Annotated in this window: 13 protein-coding genes; 5 read left to right on the top strand and 8 right to left on the bottom strand. The window is 57.2% G+C overall.

Annotated elements, in window-relative coordinates:
• Nucleotides 1-119: 119 nt before the first annotated feature.
• Together FS690_RS08280 and FS690_RS08275 are read left to right on the top strand one after the other, a co-directional pair.
• Nucleotides 120-5,651: a glutamate synthase-related protein gene (locus FS690_RS08280; RefSeq protein ID WP_039382177.1), complete on the top strand. Its 5,532-nt coding sequence runs from the start codon at nt 120-122 to the stop codon at nt 5,649-5,651.
• A gap of 64 nt (nt 5,652-5,715) precedes the next feature.
• On the top strand, nt 5,716-7,470 hold the full coding sequence (locus FS690_RS08275; RefSeq protein WP_039382173.1) for a sulfite reductase subunit alpha: 1,755 nt from the start codon (nt 5,716-5,718) through the stop codon (nt 7,468-7,470).
• Between the two features lie 52 nt (nt 7,471-7,522).
• On the opposite strand, the gene sspB is transcribed toward FS690_RS08275, so the two are convergent.
• The 5 genes from sspB to zapE all read right to left on the bottom strand — a co-directional run bounded on the left by sspB (nt 7,523) and on the right by zapE (nt 11,183).
• A complete protein-coding gene (gene sspB / locus FS690_RS08270; RefSeq protein WP_039382169.1) occupies nt 7,523-8,008 on the bottom strand; it encodes a ClpXP protease specificity-enhancing factor in 486 nt (161 codons plus the stop codon).
• 2 nt (nt 8,009-8,010) lie between these two features.
• Nucleotides 8,011-8,652: a stringent starvation protein SspA gene (gene sspA, locus FS690_RS08265; protein ID WP_039382163.1), complete on the bottom strand. Its 642-nt coding sequence runs from the start codon at nt 8,650-8,652 to the stop codon at nt 8,011-8,013.
• Nucleotides 8,653-8,980: 328 nt separating this feature from the next.
• Nucleotides 8,981-9,373, bottom strand: a complete 393-nt coding sequence (gene rpsI, locus FS690_RS08260; protein WP_039382160.1) for a 30S ribosomal protein S9 — start codon at nt 9,371-9,373, stop codon at nt 8,981-8,983.
• A gap of 15 nt (nt 9,374-9,388) precedes the next feature.
• A complete protein-coding gene (gene rplM, locus FS690_RS08255) occupies nt 9,389-9,817 on the bottom strand; it encodes a 50S ribosomal protein L13 (protein ID WP_039382157.1) in 429 nt (142 codons plus the stop codon).
• Between the two features lie 238 nt (nt 9,818-10,055).
• The gene (gene zapE, locus FS690_RS08250; protein WP_094110669.1) at nt 10,056-11,183 is read right to left on the bottom strand and encodes a cell division protein ZapE; all 1,128 of its coding nucleotides are present in this window, start codon (nt 11,181-11,183) and stop codon (nt 10,056-10,058) included.
• 189 nt (nt 11,184-11,372) lie between these two features.
• Between zapE and zapG the strand changes: the two genes are divergently transcribed.
• The 3 genes from zapG to degS all read left to right on the top strand — a co-directional run bounded on the left by zapG (nt 11,373) and on the right by degS (nt 14,429).
• Complete coding sequence (gene zapG, locus FS690_RS08245; RefSeq protein WP_094110668.1) at nt 11,373-11,783, top strand: Z-ring associated protein ZapG; 411 nt, start codon at nt 11,373-11,375, stop codon at nt 11,781-11,783.
• A 109-nt stretch (nt 11,784-11,892) separates the two neighbouring features.
• Nucleotides 11,893-13,263 (top strand): serine endoprotease DegQ, encoded by a 1,371-nt coding sequence (gene degQ / locus FS690_RS08240; protein WP_145339387.1) that lies wholly within the window; start codon nt 11,893-11,895, stop codon nt 13,261-13,263.
• A gap of 86 nt (nt 13,264-13,349) precedes the next feature.
• Nucleotides 13,350-14,429 carry an outer membrane-stress sensor serine endopeptidase DegS gene (degS, locus tag FS690_RS08235; RefSeq protein WP_039382147.1) on the top strand — a complete coding sequence of 360 codons (1,080 nt, stop codon included), beginning with the start codon at nt 13,350-13,352 and terminating at the stop codon, nt 14,427-14,429.
• Between the two features lie 39 nt (nt 14,430-14,468).
• Here the strand turns inward: degS and epmA are convergent, their stop codons facing one another.
• From epmA to efp, 3 genes are all read right to left on the bottom strand, one after another.
• Nucleotides 14,469-15,446, bottom strand: coding sequence for an elongation factor P--(R)-beta-lysine ligase (gene epmA, locus FS690_RS08230; RefSeq protein WP_039382145.1), 978 nt, complete (start codon nt 15,444-15,446; stop codon nt 14,469-14,471).
• Between the two features lie 135 nt (nt 15,447-15,581).
• On the bottom strand, nt 15,582-15,716 hold the full coding sequence (locus tag FS690_RS08225) for an entericidin A/B family lipoprotein (RefSeq protein WP_039382142.1): 135 nt from the start codon (nt 15,714-15,716) through the stop codon (nt 15,582-15,584).
• 163 nt (nt 15,717-15,879) lie between these two features.
• On the bottom strand, nt 15,880-16,446 hold the full coding sequence (efp, locus tag FS690_RS08220; RefSeq protein WP_039382139.1) for an elongation factor P: 567 nt from the start codon (nt 16,444-16,446) through the stop codon (nt 15,880-15,882).
• Nucleotides 16,447-16,474: the final 28 nt, after the last annotated feature.

The following is a 16,474-nucleotide window of genomic DNA, read 5'->3' as shown; positions in this document are numbered from 1 at the left end:
ATTGCTCGGTGTGGCGACGCCCGCGTACAGCGCGGAAAAAACCAGTGAAACAGCACGCGTCAGCGCTCTGTGCCTGAAACAGAACAGGCAATGTCTAAAGCAGTTTAAGGAGACTCTCAATGTCCACGCAAAAACCTCATTCCTATGGTTTGTACGACCCGGCCGCAGGCAGCGATAGCTGTGGTGTAGGTTTTATTACCCGCAAGGACGGCGAGCAGACACATGACATTCTGCAGATGGCGCACAGCGCACTCTGCACCGTGCCGCATCGCGGCGGGATGTCCGCAGAGGGTGTCGGTGATGGTGCCGGCGTTAACGTCGATCTCTCGCTTAACTTTTTCCGTAAATTAACCGGCCAGGCGCTGGAAGCTGGCCAGTTTGGCGTAGGCAACTTTTTTGTCCCGAAAGATGCCGCGCTGCGGGCTAATGCCGAACGTCTGGTTGAAGAGACGCTGGCCGCATGGAATTTCCCGGTGCTGCTGAAGCGCGATATGCCGCTGGATAATAGCGTAACCCGCCCTGCCGCCGTGGCGTTTCAGCTGCCGATTGTGCAGTGGGTGTTTGCCGCTCCGCCTGCGCTGACGAATCAGACTGACTTCGAACGTCAGATCTACCGGGCGCTGCTGGATATCGAAGCGCGCGCGTTCACCGAAAGTGAGTTTGGCGGCCTCTATCCGCTCTCACTCTCTTCCCGCACGCAGGTGTTTAAAGCGCGTCTGAACTCGAATGAAGTGATCCCTTACTTTAAAGACCTCACCGACAGCGATCACCAGGTGCGCGGACTCTTTTTCCATACCCGCTTCTCGACCAATACCGATCCCCATACCACTATGGCACAGCCGTTCCGCCTGATGGCGCATAACGGCGAGCTGAATACCGATCGTAAAAACCGCATTGCTGAAGCGGCGCTGATGCTGGCGCGCGGTAAAAAAATTGTCCGCCCTAAAGGCCAGTCTGACAGCTCGCGTCTTGACCAGAGCATCCACAGCCGCCTGATGGAAGACGATCTCGACCTGATCACCGCCGTGGTCTCCATGATGCCCCCGGCGTGGGAGAACGACAGTTCACTCTCCGCTGACGTGCGTGCGATGCTGGAGTACTTTTCGCTGTATGAAGAGAAAAATGATGGTCCGGCCGCGCTGATTTTCGGCAACGGCGAGGTCATCGGTGCCCGTCTGGATCGCCTGGGCCTGCGTCCGCTGCGTTCAGTGGAAACTGCCGACTATATCGGTGCCATGTCAGAAGCGGGCCAGATTGCCTTTCCGCCAGAAAGCGTACTGCGTCGCGGCCGCATCGAAGCGGGCGGTATGCTCTATTACGATCACAAAGAGAAGCGCGCCTATACCACGACCGAAGCGCTGGAAAAACTGGCGGCCGCAAAAGATTATCGTGCCCTGCTGCAGGCGGCGCGCGTCGAGCTGCATGAGCTGCCGGAAATTCCGGCCGAGAAGCTTGGCTCTCCGCTGCGCTATCGCGGCGATCTCAAAACCTACCAGCGTTTTGTCGCCTACTACTACAACCAGGAAAGCTTCAAGTTCATGATGGATCCGATGCTGCAGACCGGTGCGGAGAAGATCTCCGCAATGGGTTACGGCAACGCCATCAACGGCCTTTCCGATCATGAAGGCGGCATGGCGCACTACTTTTCGCAGCGCTTTGCGCAGGTGACCAACCCGCCGCTCGACTCTATCCGTGAAGCTGACGGCATGACGCTGCGCGTGGCGCTGGGCGCAAAACCCCATCTTGGCCGTAGCAAAGGGCAGCAGATTATTGTTCCCAGTCCGATCCTGACCCACCTTGATATGCTGCGCCTGCGCGAGCAGAACGTGGCACCTTACGCGCGCTTTGAAATGCTCTATGAGCCGGTGACCGGCAAAGATATCGTCAGCCGCGCCGCTAATGCCAGCGCGCTGGAAAAAGCGATAGATAATCTGGCTCAGCAGGTGGTGGATTTCGCCCGTACGCAGGGCGGCATTGCCGTGATCACCGATCGTCACGTATCAACCACGCATGCCGCCATGCCGATGCTGCTGGTGATCTCCGCCATTAACCAGCGTCTGGTGCAGGAAGGGCTGCGTCTGGATGTCTCTCTGGTGGTTGAGAGCGGTCAGAGCATCTCGTCGCACCATATCGCTGCCACGCTCGGCTTCGGTGCTTCCGCCGTCTATCCGCTGGGCGTACAGATGCGCGCAGAAGAGAAATTTGGTGAAGGCGAAGAGGGTAATAAGGCGTTCAGGCGCTATGCCAAAGCCGCTGAGAAAGCGCTGATGAAGACCATGGGTAAAGTGGGCCTCTGCACCGTCGAGAGCTACAGCTGCGGTGAGTTTTTTGAGCCTAATTTTCTCGATACTGAAGATCCGGTGCTGAAAAAATATTTTCCGAATATCAAAACCCCGGTGGGTGGCGCAGGCTTCCCGGCGATCGCCCAGATGGCAGTAGACTGGCATCAAAGCGCGCTGAAAATCCAGGGTGAAGCGGAAGTGCCGCTGCTTGGCCTGTTCAAAGAGCGTGCGGAAGGTGCCGGTCACTCCTACGGCACCATCGCCGTGCGAACCTTTATCGATATGACTGAACAGCCGATCCGCTTTGCCGATAAGGCGCGCGAAGAGGATAACTTTATCCGTCTGATGACGCTCGCCAGGCTGGAAAACGCGTTTGGTATTAAAGCGGACGCATTCAAAGAGAGCAGCTTTGAACGGATCCCGAATGCGGTCATCGATACCTTTGCCATTACGCCGGATTACCGTCAGTTCTCCAGCCTGATGCATGCTGAGCGCAAACGCCGTCCGGCAGCGCTGCGTGACATTCTTGCCCTGCCCTGCGATCTGACCCACGTTGACAGTGAAGCGGAGTTTGGCCGCAAGCTGGGCCGCTATTCGCTGGTGAACAATGGTTTCGCCATCCGTGGCCTGCAGTGTCAGACGGTGGCGGGCAGCCTGAACCAGTTTGAACTGCGCCTGATCGACGCGATTGCCGGTCTGAAACCGGAGCAGGAGCGTCTGGCGGCGCTGGCGCGTGCGCTCAGCACCCGCTTCCGGGATGACATTGAGAGCAGCAGCGTGGAAGAGAGCGTGCTGCGCATTACCGCCTATGGTAAGGCCGCAGAGTATCTGGCAAAAATTTTCACGGCGCAGCCTTCGCTGCCGCTGGAGGAGATTCAGCCGGCACACGAAATCACCCGCACCTTCGCTTCCGGTGCAATGAGCCACGGAGCGCTGGTTGCGCCTGCGCATGAAGCCGTCGCGCACGGCACCAATATGGTGGGCGGCATGAGTAACTGCGGTGAAGGCGGCGAGCACTATTCGCGTCACGGCACCATCCGCGCCTCGCGCATTAAACAGCTGGCTTCAGGACGTTTTGGTGTCTGGGCGGCCTACCTGGCCGATCCGATGCTGGAAGAGCTGGAGATCAAAATTGGTCAGGGTGCAAAACCTGGCGAAGGCGGTCAGCTGCCGGCGCCTAAAGTCACGGTAGAGATTGCTGCCGCACGCGGCGGCACGCCGGGTGTGGAGCTGGTGTCGCCTCCGCCTCACCATGACACCTACTCCATTGAGGATCTGGCACAGCTGATCCACGACTGCAAAGCCGCGCGCGTGCGCGTTATTGTCAAACTGGTCTCTTCAGAAGGTATCGGCACCATTGCGGTGGGCGTAGCCAAAGCCGGCGCCGACGTCATTAACGTGGCGGGCAACACCGGCGGAACCGGTGCGGCATCGGTAACCAGCCTGAAATATACCGGCCGCGTGGCAGAAATCGGTATTGCTGAAGTTCATCAGGCGCTGTGCGCCAATGGCCTGCGTGACAAAGTACAGCTCCGCTGCTCCGGCGCGCAGCAGACCGGCAGCGACGTGATTAAATCCGCGCTGCTGGGCGGCGATAGCTTTGAGTTTGGTACCACGGCACTGATGATGCTGAAGTGCGTGATGGCGAAAAACTGCAACGTGAAGTGCCCGGCGGGCTTAACCACCAATGCCGAAGCCTTTGATGGCGATCCGCGTCAGCTGGCGCAGTACTTCATTAACGTGGCGCAGGAAGTGCGCGAGTTTCTCGCCCGCCTCGGCCTGCGCTCGCTGCGTGAGGCGCGCGGCCGGGCCGATCTGCTGCACCTGATGGATCATCCGCTGGAAGTGGGCAAACTCGATCTGCGCGCCATGCTGACGGTAGTACCGGAACAGAAAATCGCGCATCCGGTCTATCTGGAAAAAGATTTTACGCTCGACGACGGCTGGGTAACGGAAGTGACGGCGCAGCTGGTTGAGCAGGCGGGCCGTGAGGTTACTCTGGGCAACGGCGTGACGCTGAATAACCGCAATAAAAGCGTTGGCGGACAGCTGGCTATCGATATCGAGCGCCTGCTGAACCATACGCTACCGGCTGAGCAGCGCCTCCTGCTGCCGGCGGTGCTGAAGGACGATCGCGGGCGCCACTACCTGGCGCCACGTACGGTGCAAATCCATACCCAGGGCGCAGCCGGACAATCATTCGGGGCGTTCTGTAACGACGGCATGCTGATGCAGCACTACGGCACCTGTAACGATGGCGTAGGCAAAGGTCAGTGCGGCGGTGAGCTGGTGGTGATGTCACCAGGCGGCGGCGCACAGGATAGCGATGGCAACGTGCTGATCGGCAACTTTGCGCTGTTTGGTGCCACCGGCGGCCGGCTGTTTGTGCAGGGCCAGGCGGGCGATCGCTTCGCGGTACGTAACTCCGGCGCCACCGCCGTGGTGGAAGGCGTGGGCGATTTCTGCTGTGAATATATGACCAACGGCGCCATCCTTAACCTCGGCACCTTTGGCAAAGGCTTTGGCAACGGCATGAGCGGCGGCTTCGCTTATCAGTATGACCCGTACGGCAACCTTGCCGGCCATGCGGCGGGAGACTCCGTACTCTTTGGTTCCATTGCGGATGATAACGAGATGGCGCGCGTGCATAAGCAGGCGGTACTGACCATGCTGAACTGGCATCTGGAAGCGACCCGCTCGCCACGCGCCGCCTGGCTGCTGGCGAACTGGGAGAGCGAATGTCAGCACTTTGTGTATGTTATGCCGCGTTCGCTGCTGCTCTACCAGGATGGTGGTGAGATCCTGAAAGCAAAATCGCGCAAAGATCTGCTGGAAGAGCTTTCAACCTCGCTGGCTGCGCACCAGGTAGCCAAATTTAAAGCGGCGTGGCGCAGCGGCAAAACCATTGCTGACGGGGCCGTACCCGCCTACGGTGCGACCGATACGCAGGAGATGTTTATCCTGCTTAACAACTACACCGTGCTGAGCTTTGCGCAGCAGCTGGCGCTGGGCAAGCTGCCGAAAGGCACCGCAGTGGAAGATCCGGCGGTTGAAAAAGCGGTACGCAATCTGCTGATGACCGAGGATTTTGCGCTGGTCAGTAAGCTGCAGCGGCACGCCCGCGCGGCAATTGAGAGCTACAGCGATGATGAGCTGGCAAGCCTGATCGCGGCAAAACGCATGGCTGATTACAAAGCGGCATTAACGCAGCGTAATATCCGCTCTATGGATAGCCTGGCGACCTATGGCTGGATCATCTATCAGGATGCGCGCCATCGCGAGGTGCTGGGTCACCTGCCGGACTTTGAAGAGCTGTTTGCGCGTGCAGCGCTGCCGGAAATTGCCGCTGCGGTCGGAAAACTATCCTGATCGCGTCAGCCCGGCATTTGAGCCTTAAGAGTGAACATTACTAACAGGATTGAGTACCCGTATCATGAAGATTCCTTACATTCCTGAAGACGCACCGTTTAACGGTGAGCAGAAATACTGGCTGGCGGGTTTTCTCGCCGGTCTCCACTCGCGCCTGTTAGTGCTGGAAGATAAGCAGACGGCGCCTGCCGCTGGCGCCAGCGCAACTACGCAGCTGCACATTCTGTACGGCTCCCAGACCGGAAATGCCGAAGCGCTGGCCCAGACCGCGGCTAAAGCGGCTCGTGCCAAAGGTCTGGTCCCGGTGGTGCAGGCGCTGGGTGAGGTCGATCTCGAAGTCTTCACCACCATGCGTCATGTGCTGATTGTGACCTCAACCTATGGTGAAGGTGAGATGCCTGACAACGCGCAGCTGTTCTGGCAGGCGATTTCAGCCAGCACCGCACCGCGCCTGGAGCAGATGCACTTTGCCGTGCTGGCAATTGGCGATACCGGCTACGACGGTTTCTGCCAGGCGGGTAAATTCATCGATATGCGTCTTGAACAGCTGGGTGCGCGCCGCGTAGTGGATCGCATCGACTGCGATATCGATTTTGAAGAGCCATCCGATGCCTGGATTGGCAGCGCGATGCCGCAGTTTGCCGCCAGCGCCGGCAGCAGCGGCACCGTGCTGGAGAGCGCACCGGAAGCGCCGGTGATCCCCGGCAGCAATAAGCAGAATCCTTATGCGGCTGCGCTGACCACCAATAAACGCCTCTCCGGCGAACAGTCGGCCAAAGATATCCGCCACTTTGAATTTGATCTCAGCGGTAGCGGTCTGAAATATGAAGCGGGCGATGCGCTGGGGATTATTCCGGTCAACGACGCCGCGCTGGTCACGCTGCTGCTGACTGAGCTAAAAGCGGACTATGAAACACCGGTACCGGGCTTCGATCGTAATCTGGGCGATCTGCTGACCTATCAGTTTGAAATCGCCGAGCCGTCACGCAAGCTCATTGAGTGGATTGGCCAGCACACCGCCAACCAGGAGCTGCTGCATGTGCTGCAGCACGACGATAAAGATACGCTGGCCAACTGGCTGTGGGGCAAAGACAGCCTCGATCTGCTGCAGCTGGAGCTGAAGCGCAGCCTGTCGGTGCCGGAATTTGTGGCGATGCTGCGGCCGCTGCAGCACCGCGCTTACTCCATCTCCTCCAGCGCCAAAGCGCATCCCAATCAGGTGCACCTGACCATCGCCTCTGTGCGCTATCACAGCGGCGGACGCGAGCGTAAAGGCGTCTGTTCCACTTATCTGGCAGAGCGCGTACGCCGTGGCGAGAAGCCGGCTATTTTTATTTCGCCTAATAAAGCGTTCCGCGTGCCGGCTGATGGCAATGCACCGCTGATCATGGTCGGACCGGGTACCGGTATTGCGCCGTTTCGCGCGTTTCTGCAGGAGCGTCAGGCAACGGAAGCAAAAGGCAAAAACTGGCTCTTTTTCGGCGATCAGCATCAGGAGCATGACTATATCTACAGTGATGAGCTGCACGGCTGGCAGCAGAGCGGTCTGCTGACGCACCTCGATCTCGCCTTCTCGCGCGATCAGGAAGAGAAAATCTATGTTCAGAACCGGATGCTGGAGAAAGGCGCTGAGCTCTACGCCTGGCTGCAGGAAGGCGCATACTTTTACGTCTGCGGTGATGCATCGCGCATGGCGAAAGATGTCGACGCCGCATTGTATGAAGTGGTACGCCAGGCTGGCGGTCTGTCCGGTGAACGTGCCGCAGCGTATATCGACCAGCTGAAGAAAGAAAAACGCTATCTGCGCGACGTCTACTGAGTTACAGCATAAAAAAACGGGCCATCAGGCCCGTTTTTTCTGCGCGAAAAGATTACTTAACGACGCGCAGTGAAGGACGTCCGCCGCGCGGCGGTGGCTCGTCATCAGGGGAATGATCCTCATCCTGAGCATCATCCGGACGATCGCCATCGATAACGGACATGACCGTCTCTTCCTGACCCGCTTCCTGATCGTCCATCGCCTGATCGTAGACCGGCTCCGGTTCGAACATGGTGCCCGCACCATTTTCACGCGCGTAGATTGCCATTACAGCAGCCATCGGCACGGAAACCTGACGCGGCACGCCGCCAAAGCGCGCGTTGAAGCGCACTTCGTCATTGGAGAGATCGAGATTGCCTACCGCACGCGGCGCAATATTCAGCACGATCTGTCCGTCGCGCGCATACTCCAGCGGGACCTGTACGCCAGGCAAATTGATATCCACCACCAGATGCGGCGTCAGCTGATTATCCAGCAGCCAGTCGTAAAATGCCCGCAGCAGATAGGGGCGACGCGCGGTGAGTTGCGACATTTCCATACTTAGCCCCGAGCCTGCAGGCGCATTTCCCGCTCAGCTTCCGTCAGTGAGGCGAGGAAGGAGTCGCGTTCAAATACGCGTGTCATATAACCTTTCAGCTCTTTCGAGCCGGCACCGCTCAGATCAACGCCCATCTGCGGCAGACGCCACAGCAGCGGCGCCAGGTAGCAATCCACCAGGCTGAACTCTTCGCTCATAAAGAACGGCGTGCGCGCAAACAGCGGCGCAATCGCCAGCAGCTCTTCACGCAGCTGTTTACGCGCGGCATCTGCCTCAGCGCCGCTGGTGGTTTCGATGGTACGCAGCAGGCTATACCAGTCCTGCTCAATGCGGTGCATCATCAGGCGGCTTTCACCACGCGCAACCGGATAAACCGGCATCAGCGGAGGATGCGGGAAACGCTCATCCAGGTACTCCATGATGATGCGTGATTCATACAGCGTCAGTTCACGGTCAACCAGCGTAGGTACGGTGCGATACGGGTTGAGGTCAATCAGATCCTGCGGCAGATTATCTGGTTCAACCTGCTCGATCTCCACGCTGACGCCCTTTTCAGCCAGTACGATACGTACCTGATGGCTGAAAATGTCAGTCGGACCAGAAAACAGCGTCATTACCGAACGTTTGTTGGCAGCGACAGCCATGAAAACCTCCAAGTTTGTTCACAAAAATATACTGCGAATAGCCAACCACACGGCGACTCACCCGATCATCAGACTCGCACACTGCCGGGCAGCGCTGATATCCGGCTCATGTCCGGAGCGGAGCGTCAGTTCAGGCCGCGACTCGCGGGCGCAAAGTGTCAGTGAGTTTACCAGATTTTAAGCAGCTTGTGGGGCGGGGTTGCGCATTTGCGGGCAAATAGCCGGGAAAGCTCGCGTTTTTACACTGCTTTACCGGGATAACAGCCAATAAAAAAACCCGCCGAAGCGGGTTTTTTGAGCCAATTGACACTGCCGAAGCAGTAAGCAATTAACGCTTGGAGAACTGAGGACGACGACGTGCTTTACGCAGGCCGACTTTCTTACGTTCAACCTGACGAGCATCACGGGTAACAAAGCCCGCTTTGCGCAGTTCTGCACGCAGAGATTCGTCGTATTCCATCAGAGCGCGGGTGATACCGTGACGGATCGCACCAGCCTGACCAGAAATACCACCACCTTTAACGGTGATGTACAGATCCAGTTTACCAACCATATCAACCAGCTCCAGCGGCTGACGCACGACCATGCGTGCAGTCTCGCGACCGAAGTACTGCTCCAGAGAGCGCTGGTTAATTACGATGTTACCGCTACCCGGCTTGATAAAGACGCGAGCGGCAGAGCTTTTGCGGCGACCAGTGCCGTAGTTTTGAGTTTCAGCCATTGCCTATAATCCCGATTAAATGTCAAGAACTTGCGGTTGCTGCGCCGCGTGGTTGTGCTCGTTGCCTGCGTAAACTTTCAGTTTACGGTACATAGCACGACCCAGTGGGCCTTTTGGCAGCATGCCTTTAACCGCGATTTCAATCACACGCTCAGGACGGCGGGCAATCATCTCTTCGAAGGTCGCCTGCTTGATACCACCGATGTGACCAGTGTGGTGATAGTAAATCTTGTCGGTACGCTTGTTGCCGGTTACAGCAACTTTGTCCGCGTTCAGAACGATGATGTAATCACCGGTGTCAACGTGCGGAGTATATTCCGCTTTGTGCTTACCACGCAGACGGCGCGCCAGTTCAGTCGCCAGGCGACCCAAGGTTTTGCCAGTTGCGTCAACAACATACCAGTCACGCTGTACGGTTTCTGGTTTAGCTGTAAAAGTTTTCATTGAAAAGCTTACCCAAATAAAAGTTACACGTTGGTGAAATCCCAAACGCTAAGTTAACGATTGAGGCTCACGCGACCATTTCGCCCAGCAAGCCCACCCCCTCAGGTAGAGTTACCGGATCACACAGCTTTCCGGGAAAAGAAATGCTGTGCTGTAACGTGGGGTCGCAAGATTATAGAGAAGTCAGATTTAAAAATCGAACCTTTTTGCGACAAAATTCACGATTTCTGGCCGGGCGTCACGGCAGATGCGGCAGCCGGAGATACTCCTCGCTCTGCATCTCCTGCAGGCGTGACAGGCAGCGCTGATACTCGAACTTCAGCCGGGTTCCCTGATAAATTTCAAACAGCGAGGTTTCCGCTGCCACCACCAGTTTGACGTGGCGTTCATAAAATTCATCCACCAGTGCCAGAAAGCGGCGCGCCTGATCTTCAGTTTTATAAATCATCACCGGTACATCAAACAGCAGCACGCTATGGAAACGCCGCGATAGCTCAATGTAGTCGTGCTGGCTGCGCCCCGCCCCGCACAGCGTCAGGAAATCAATGGCGAGTACGCCTTCATGTACTCCACGGGTGGGCATCTCCCGGTGATTGATCTCCAGCACCGGCGCATCATCGGGTGCTCCGCCCGCCAGCGCACGAAACATGCGCGTCATCTCCGCCTGTGTGGCGTCATTAAGCGGATGGTTCCACAGATGTGCTGACGTCAGCGTACGCAGGCGATAGTCGATGCCGGCATCCACGTTCATCACCTCACAGTGCTGTTTAATCTGCTCAATAGCGGGCAGGAAGCGCGCGCGCTGCAGACCGTTGCGGTAGAGATCGTCCGGCGGAATATTGGAGGTGGCGACCAGGGCGATACCGCGTGCGAACAGTGCCTCCATCAGCGTACCCAGCAGCATGGCATCGGTAATGTCGGAGACAAAAAACTCATCAAAGCAGAGGATATCGGTCTCTGCTTTAAAACGGTCAGCCACAATCTGCAGCGGATCGCTTTGTCCCTGCAGCTGCGTCAGCTCTTCATGTACCCGCAGCATAAAACGATGAAAGTGCAGCCGCAGTTTGCGATCGCCAGGAATTGACTGAAAAAACAGGTCCATGACCCAGGTTTTTCCCCGGCCGACGCCGCCCCACATATAGAGACCGCGTACCGGTGCTTCCGGCGCTGCCTTCTCTTTGCCGACCAGTCGGGAGAGGCGTCCCAGCAGACCGCGGCCGCTATTCTCACGCGGCTGCTGACGGGCAATCAACCCTTGCTGGATAGCGTCTAAGCGGGTTATAGCTTCACGTTGTACGTCGTCCGGGCGGAACTCGCCCTGCGACAGCGCCTGCTCATAGCGCGCAAGCGGAGATGAGGTTTGCATGGTTCTCTCAGAATCCCTGAAAAGTCCGATTCACGTGTCGGTTGCTGAAAATTAGGCCGCTCTACACTAAGCGATACAGTCCGATAGTTCCACTTCCTGCAGATTAACGGGTATAGTGACTTATAGTGAAGCTGAAGTTGAAGTTGAAGCAATGCCCTACGAAGCAACGGAAATTACACGGGAGTTATTATGACCTGGGAATACGGGCTGATTGGTTTAGTGATTGGCATTATTGTCGGCGCAGTCGCTATGCGTTTTGGCAACAAAAAATTGCGCGAACAGCGCAGCATGCAGTATGAACTGGAAAAATCAAAAGCGGAGCTGGCAGATTATCGCGAAGAGCTCACCAACCATTTTGCCCAGAGCGCAGAGCTGCTGGACAATATGGCGCGCGATTACCGCCAGCTTTATCAGCACATGGCAAAAGGATCCAACGATCTGCTGCCTAATCTGCCGGGTGAAAAAAATCCGTTCGCCTATCAGCTGACGGAAGCGGAAGCGGATAACGATCAGGCGCCGGTGCAGATCCCGCGCGACTACTCTGAAGGCGCTTCCGGGTTACTGCGCGGCAGCGATCGCACTACCCCGCCCCGCAGTTAATCTTTTCAGGGCACCGCCTCATGCGGTGCCCTTTTTGTTTCGAACACTTGCAGTAAACGACTGTCACACTTTCTGTACTCCCCTATTCGCAGCGAGAGCCTGATAACCCATGAAAAAACAAACAAAACTATTAAGCGCACTGGCGCTGAGTATCAGCATGAGCCTGGCCGCAACGTCAGGCGCGATGGCCGCGCTTCCGGCACAGATTCAGGGGCAGGCGCTGCCAAGCCTGGCACCGATGCTGGAGAAAGTGCTGCCGGCGGTGGTCAGCGTACACGTTGAGGGCAGCGACAGTGGTCAGCAGGCGCAGGAGATCCCGGAACCGCTGAAGCGTTTTTTCGGCCAGGCGCCAGGTCAGTCGCAGCCTCAGCCATTTGAAGGCCTCGGTTCCGGCGTCATTATCGATGCGGCAAAAGGCTATATTCTGACGAATAATCACGTTGTAAACGGCGCGGACAAAATCAGCGTCCAGCTCAGCGACGGCAACGAATATGATGCCAAACTGATTGGCCACGACGAGCAGACAGATATCGCTCTGATTCAGGTTGAAGGGGCTAAGAACCTGACGCAGGTGAAAATCGCCGATTCTGATGCGCTGAAAGTCGGCGACTTTGCGGTAGCCATCGGTAATCCGTTTGGTCTGGGTCAGACAGCCACCTCCGGGATCATCTCGGCACTCGGCCGCAGCGGCCTTAATCTTGAAGGACTGGAGAACTTTATTCAGACGGATGCGGCGATTAACCGCGGTAACTCCGGCGGCGCGCTGGTCAACCTGAACGGTGAGCTTATCGGTATTAATACCGCGATTCTGGCATCAAGCGGCGGCAATATTGGTATCGGCTTTGCCATCCCCAGTGATATGGCGATCAACCTGGCGCAGCAGCTGATTCAGTTCGGCGAAGTGAAGCGCGGTCAGCTGGGTATCAAAGGCACCGAGATGACGGCGGATATTGCGAAAGCGTTTAACGTTGACGCGCAGCGCGGCGCATTTGTCTCTGAAGTGTTGCCAAAATCGGCCGCGGAGAAAGCGGGGATAAAATCGGGCGATATCATCACCTCTATCAACGATAAGCCGATCGCCAGCTTCGCCGAGCTGCGCGTTAAAGTAGGCACCACGCCGCCAGGCCAGCAGGTGAAAATCGGTCTGCTGCGCGACGGTAAGCCGGTCAGCGTGACCGTTACGCTGGAGCAGAGCGCGCAGAGCACCGCCAGCGCGCAGCTGATGTCTCCTGCTTTGCAGGGCGCGCAGCTGAGCGACGGAGCCACCAAAACAGGCGATAAAGGCATTAAAGTCGACGCCATCGAAAAAGGCACGCCGGCTGAGCAGGTCGGTCTGCAGAAAGATGATGTGATTGTGGGCGTAAACCGTACCCGGGTGCAGAGCCTTGCCGAGATGCGTAAAGTGCTGGAGGGCAAACCGCCGGTGCTGGCGCTGAATGTGGTACGCGGCGACGAGAGTATCTACCTGCTTCTGAGATAATCCCCCCGACAGGCGGACAAGCAGGTGTGTGTCCGCCTTTCTCATGTTATTCTGCCCTGCGATCTCACCTGGCTTGAAATAACACCATGTTTCTTAAACTTTTGCGTGCAGTGGTGATGGGCCTGATCGTAGCAGGCTTGCTGCTTGTTGCGATCCCGGCGCTGCGGATGGGCAGCGACGTCACTTTTGATCATGAAAGCAGCGCTGACGAAACCCCTTTCAGTTTTAATCCGGGGGTGCGCCGCGCCGTGCCCGCCGTAGTCAATGTCTACAACCGCAGCGCCCACGGTAACAATAATCGCGGTATCACCACGCTCGGCTCGGGTGTGATCATGAACGCGAAAGGGTACATCCTTACCAACAAACACGTTATCAATAACGCCGATCAGATCATCGTGGCGCTGCAGGATGGCCGCTTTTTTGAAGCGACCCTGGTGGGCTCCGACGCCATGACCGATTTAGCCGTGCTCAAAATCAGCGCCTCAGGCCTGCCGGTTATCCCGATTAACCCTGCGCGGCTGGCGCACATTGGTGACGTCGTGATGGCGATAGGCAACCCCTATAATCTCGGGCAGACGGTCACACAGGGCATTATCAGCGCGACCGGACGCGTCGGCCTGAGCTCTTCCGGCCGGCAAAATTTCCTGCAGACCGATGCCTCAATTAATCAGGGCAATTCAGGCGGCGCGCTGATCAATTCGCTGGGCGAGCTGATGGGTATCAACACGCTGACCTTTGATAAAAGCAACGACGGAGAAACACCGGAAGGCATCGGCTTCGCTATTCCTACCGCGCTGGCGGCCAAAATCATGGATAAGCTGATCCGCGACGGGCGGGTGATCCGCGGCTATATCGGCATTACCGGACGTGAACTGCCGCCGCTGCACGGCCAGGGCAGCAATCTCGATCGCGTACAGGGTATTATTGTTAACAGCGTCGCGCCGGGCGGTCCGGCCGATAGCGCCGGGATCCAGGCCAACGATGTGCTGCTGCAGGTTAATGGCAAGCCTGCGCTCTCCGCGCAGGAGACGATGGATCAGGTGGCGGAGATCCGCCCCGGTTCAGTGATTGATGTGCAGGTGCTGCGCAATGAGCAAAAAATGACGCTGCCGGTTACGATCCAGGAATTTCCGGAAGCTGCCGCCCCCGTCACCACCGCCCAGTAAGCCGCGGCGCCAGCCGGCGCCGCGCTTAACCTGACGTTCTCAGCTTCTGTCGACCGGAAACGCGATCACATCGCTCAGCGCGCTGGCTTTCAGCGCCAGCATAATCAGGCGATCCACGCCCAGCGCCACGCCGGAACAGGCTGGCATACCATGCGCCAGGGCATCCAGCAGATAGTGGTCAATCGGATGCTGCGGCAGCCCGCGCGCCGCACGACGACGGTTATCCTGTTCAAAACGCTGACGCTGCTCACGGCTGTCGGTCAGCTCGCGAAAACCGTTCGCCAGCTCAACCCCTTTGTAATAGACCTCGAAGCGTTCAGCAACGCGATGATCTTCCGTGCTGATCTCCGCCAACGCAGCCTGACTTGCCGGGAAGTGATAGACAAAGCAGGGTTTGTCGTTGCCAATTTTCGGCTCTACGCCCAGCATAAACAGCAGCTGCAGCAGCGTATCGCGATCCTCTTCACGCTGCGCCAGCTCCCCCTCGCCGAGCTTTGTCGCGGCTTCGCGCAGCTGCGTTTTATCCGCAGAGAGCGGATCAATCTCCAGATGACGGATAAACGCCTGCTGATAAGAGAGGGATTCTGCAGTGTCGCACTCCAGCACCTGCTGCAGCAGATCGTCCACCTCGTTCATCAGGCGATACATATCGTAGTGCGGGCGGTACCACTCCAGCATGGTGAATTCAGGATTGTGATGACGCCCCGCCTCTTCATTACGGAAGCAGCGACCCATCTGGTAGATCGGCCCGCTGCCAGCGGCCAGCAGCCGTTTCATATGGTATTCCGGGCTGGTCATCAGCCAGAGATCGCGGCCTTCGCTGGCGCCGGGTCCGACAAAACGCGTCTGAAACGGCACCAGATGGATATCGGTAATGGTGGCCTGGCTCATCGCCGGGGTATCCACTTCCAGCACGCCGCGATCGGCAAAGAAACGCCTGATTTCCGCCAGAATCGCGGCGCGTTTCAACAAATTGGCAATGGGTGCGCTCGGCTGCCAGCTTGCCGTTTCGCTCATGGTGATGACTCCTCATACAAATAAGGGGTGGAAGTCTACCCGGAACAGAAGCAGCAAACAACGAGGCGTAGCGGAAGAGAAGCTGGCAGATCAGAGGAAAAAAGAGCGGTGCGAAAGCTTTCGCACCGGCAGATTTTACTGGGTGCTGCGCTGAATTGCCTGACCACCCGCTTCGACATCCTCACCGACGCCGCGCGTGGTGTTACAGCCGCTCAGTACCGAAGAGAGCACCAGCACAGAGAAAATTGCGACAATACTTTTCTTAAACATAGCCATATCCTTGTTGGTTGCAGTAAAAGTACAGCTTTTAAAGCATAGTCTGCTTCTGCAACCCTGGTAGCTGCGCCCCGGAAAAATTCACGCCGCCATCGCGTTTCGCGGCCATAAAAAAAGGCGCATCACCGATGCGCCTGATTGAGTACTGATGTCGTGCTTATTTTACGCGGGAAACGTATTCACCCGAGCGGGTGTCAACTTTCACCACTTCGCCAATCTGAACGAAGAGTGGCACTTTGATCACTGCGCCGGTAGACAGGGTCGCTGGCTTGCCGCCGGTTCCGGCGGTGTCGCCTTTCAGGCCCGGATCGGTTTCGGTGATTTCTGCTTCGATGAAGTTTGGCGGCTGAACGGCAATCGGTTTATCGTTCCACAGGGTTACGATACACTCTGCGTTGTCCTGCAGCCACTTGGTCACGTCATCCAGTACTTTGGCTTCAACCTGGTACTGTTCAAACGACTCAGGGTGCATGAAGTAGAAGAAGTCACCGTCGTTGTAAGAGTACTGCAGCGTCATATCACGAACGTCTGCGCCTTCGGCAGAGTCGGTAGATTTGAAGGTCTTCTCAACGCGAGAACCGGTCAGCAGACGACGCATTTTAACGCGTGCGAAAGCCTGGCCTTTACCCGGTTTTACGAATTCACTGGATTCGATGGCATACGGTTCGCCTTCGAACATGATTTTAAGACCGGAACGAAAATCGTTGCTAAGATAAGTCGCCATAAAGGCCCTCTGTAGATATTAACTGGTA

This window comes from Pantoea sp. PSNIH1 (genome assembly GCF_007680655.1).
In the GTDB taxonomy this organism is placed as follows: Bacteria; Pseudomonadota; Gammaproteobacteria; order Enterobacterales; family Enterobacteriaceae; genus Pantoea; species Pantoea eucrina.
Note: the sequence above shows the minus strand (reverse complement) of the source record. Positions and strands in the feature narration are given on the sequence as shown.

What these genes read in the sequence shown, in the direction of transcription:
- FS690_RS08280 (WP_039382177.1), top strand. Translation starts at nt 120, where the DNA reads ATGTCCACGCAAAAACCTCATTCCTATGGTTTGTACGACCCGGCCGCA.
- FS690_RS08275 (WP_039382173.1), top strand. Translation starts at nt 5,716, where the DNA reads ATGAAGATTCCTTACATTCCTGAAGACGCACCGTTTAACGGTGAGCAG.
- sspB (WP_039382169.1), bottom strand. Translation starts at nt 8,008, where the DNA reads ATGGAAATGTCGCAACTCACCGCGCGTCGCCCCTATCTGCTGCGGGCA.
- sspA (WP_039382163.1), bottom strand. Translation starts at nt 8,652, where the DNA reads ATGGCTGTCGCTGCCAACAAACGTTCGGTAATGACGCTGTTTTCTGGT.
- rpsI (WP_039382160.1), bottom strand. Translation starts at nt 9,373, where the DNA reads ATGGCTGAAACTCAAAACTACGGCACTGGTCGCCGCAAAAGCTCTGCC.
- rplM (WP_039382157.1), bottom strand. Translation starts at nt 9,817, where the DNA reads ATGAAAACTTTTACAGCTAAACCAGAAACCGTACAGCGTGACTGGTAT.
- zapE (WP_094110669.1), bottom strand. Translation starts at nt 11,183, where the DNA reads ATGCAAACCTCATCTCCGCTTGCGCGCTATGAGCAGGCGCTGTCGCAG.
- zapG (WP_094110668.1), top strand. Translation starts at nt 11,373, where the DNA reads ATGACCTGGGAATACGGGCTGATTGGTTTAGTGATTGGCATTATTGTC.
- degQ (WP_145339387.1), top strand. Translation starts at nt 11,893, where the DNA reads ATGAAAAAACAAACAAAACTATTAAGCGCACTGGCGCTGAGTATCAGC.
- degS (WP_039382147.1), top strand. Translation starts at nt 13,350, where the DNA reads ATGTTTCTTAAACTTTTGCGTGCAGTGGTGATGGGCCTGATCGTAGCA.
- epmA (WP_039382145.1), bottom strand. Translation starts at nt 15,446, where the DNA reads ATGAGCGAAACGGCAAGCTGGCAGCCGAGCGCACCCATTGCCAATTTG.
- FS690_RS08225 (WP_039382142.1), bottom strand. Translation starts at nt 15,716, where the DNA reads ATGTTTAAGAAAAGTATTGTCGCAATTTTCTCTGTGCTGGTGCTCTCT.
- efp (WP_039382139.1), bottom strand. Translation starts at nt 16,446, where the DNA reads ATGGCGACTTATCTTAGCAACGATTTTCGTTCCGGTCTTAAAATCATG.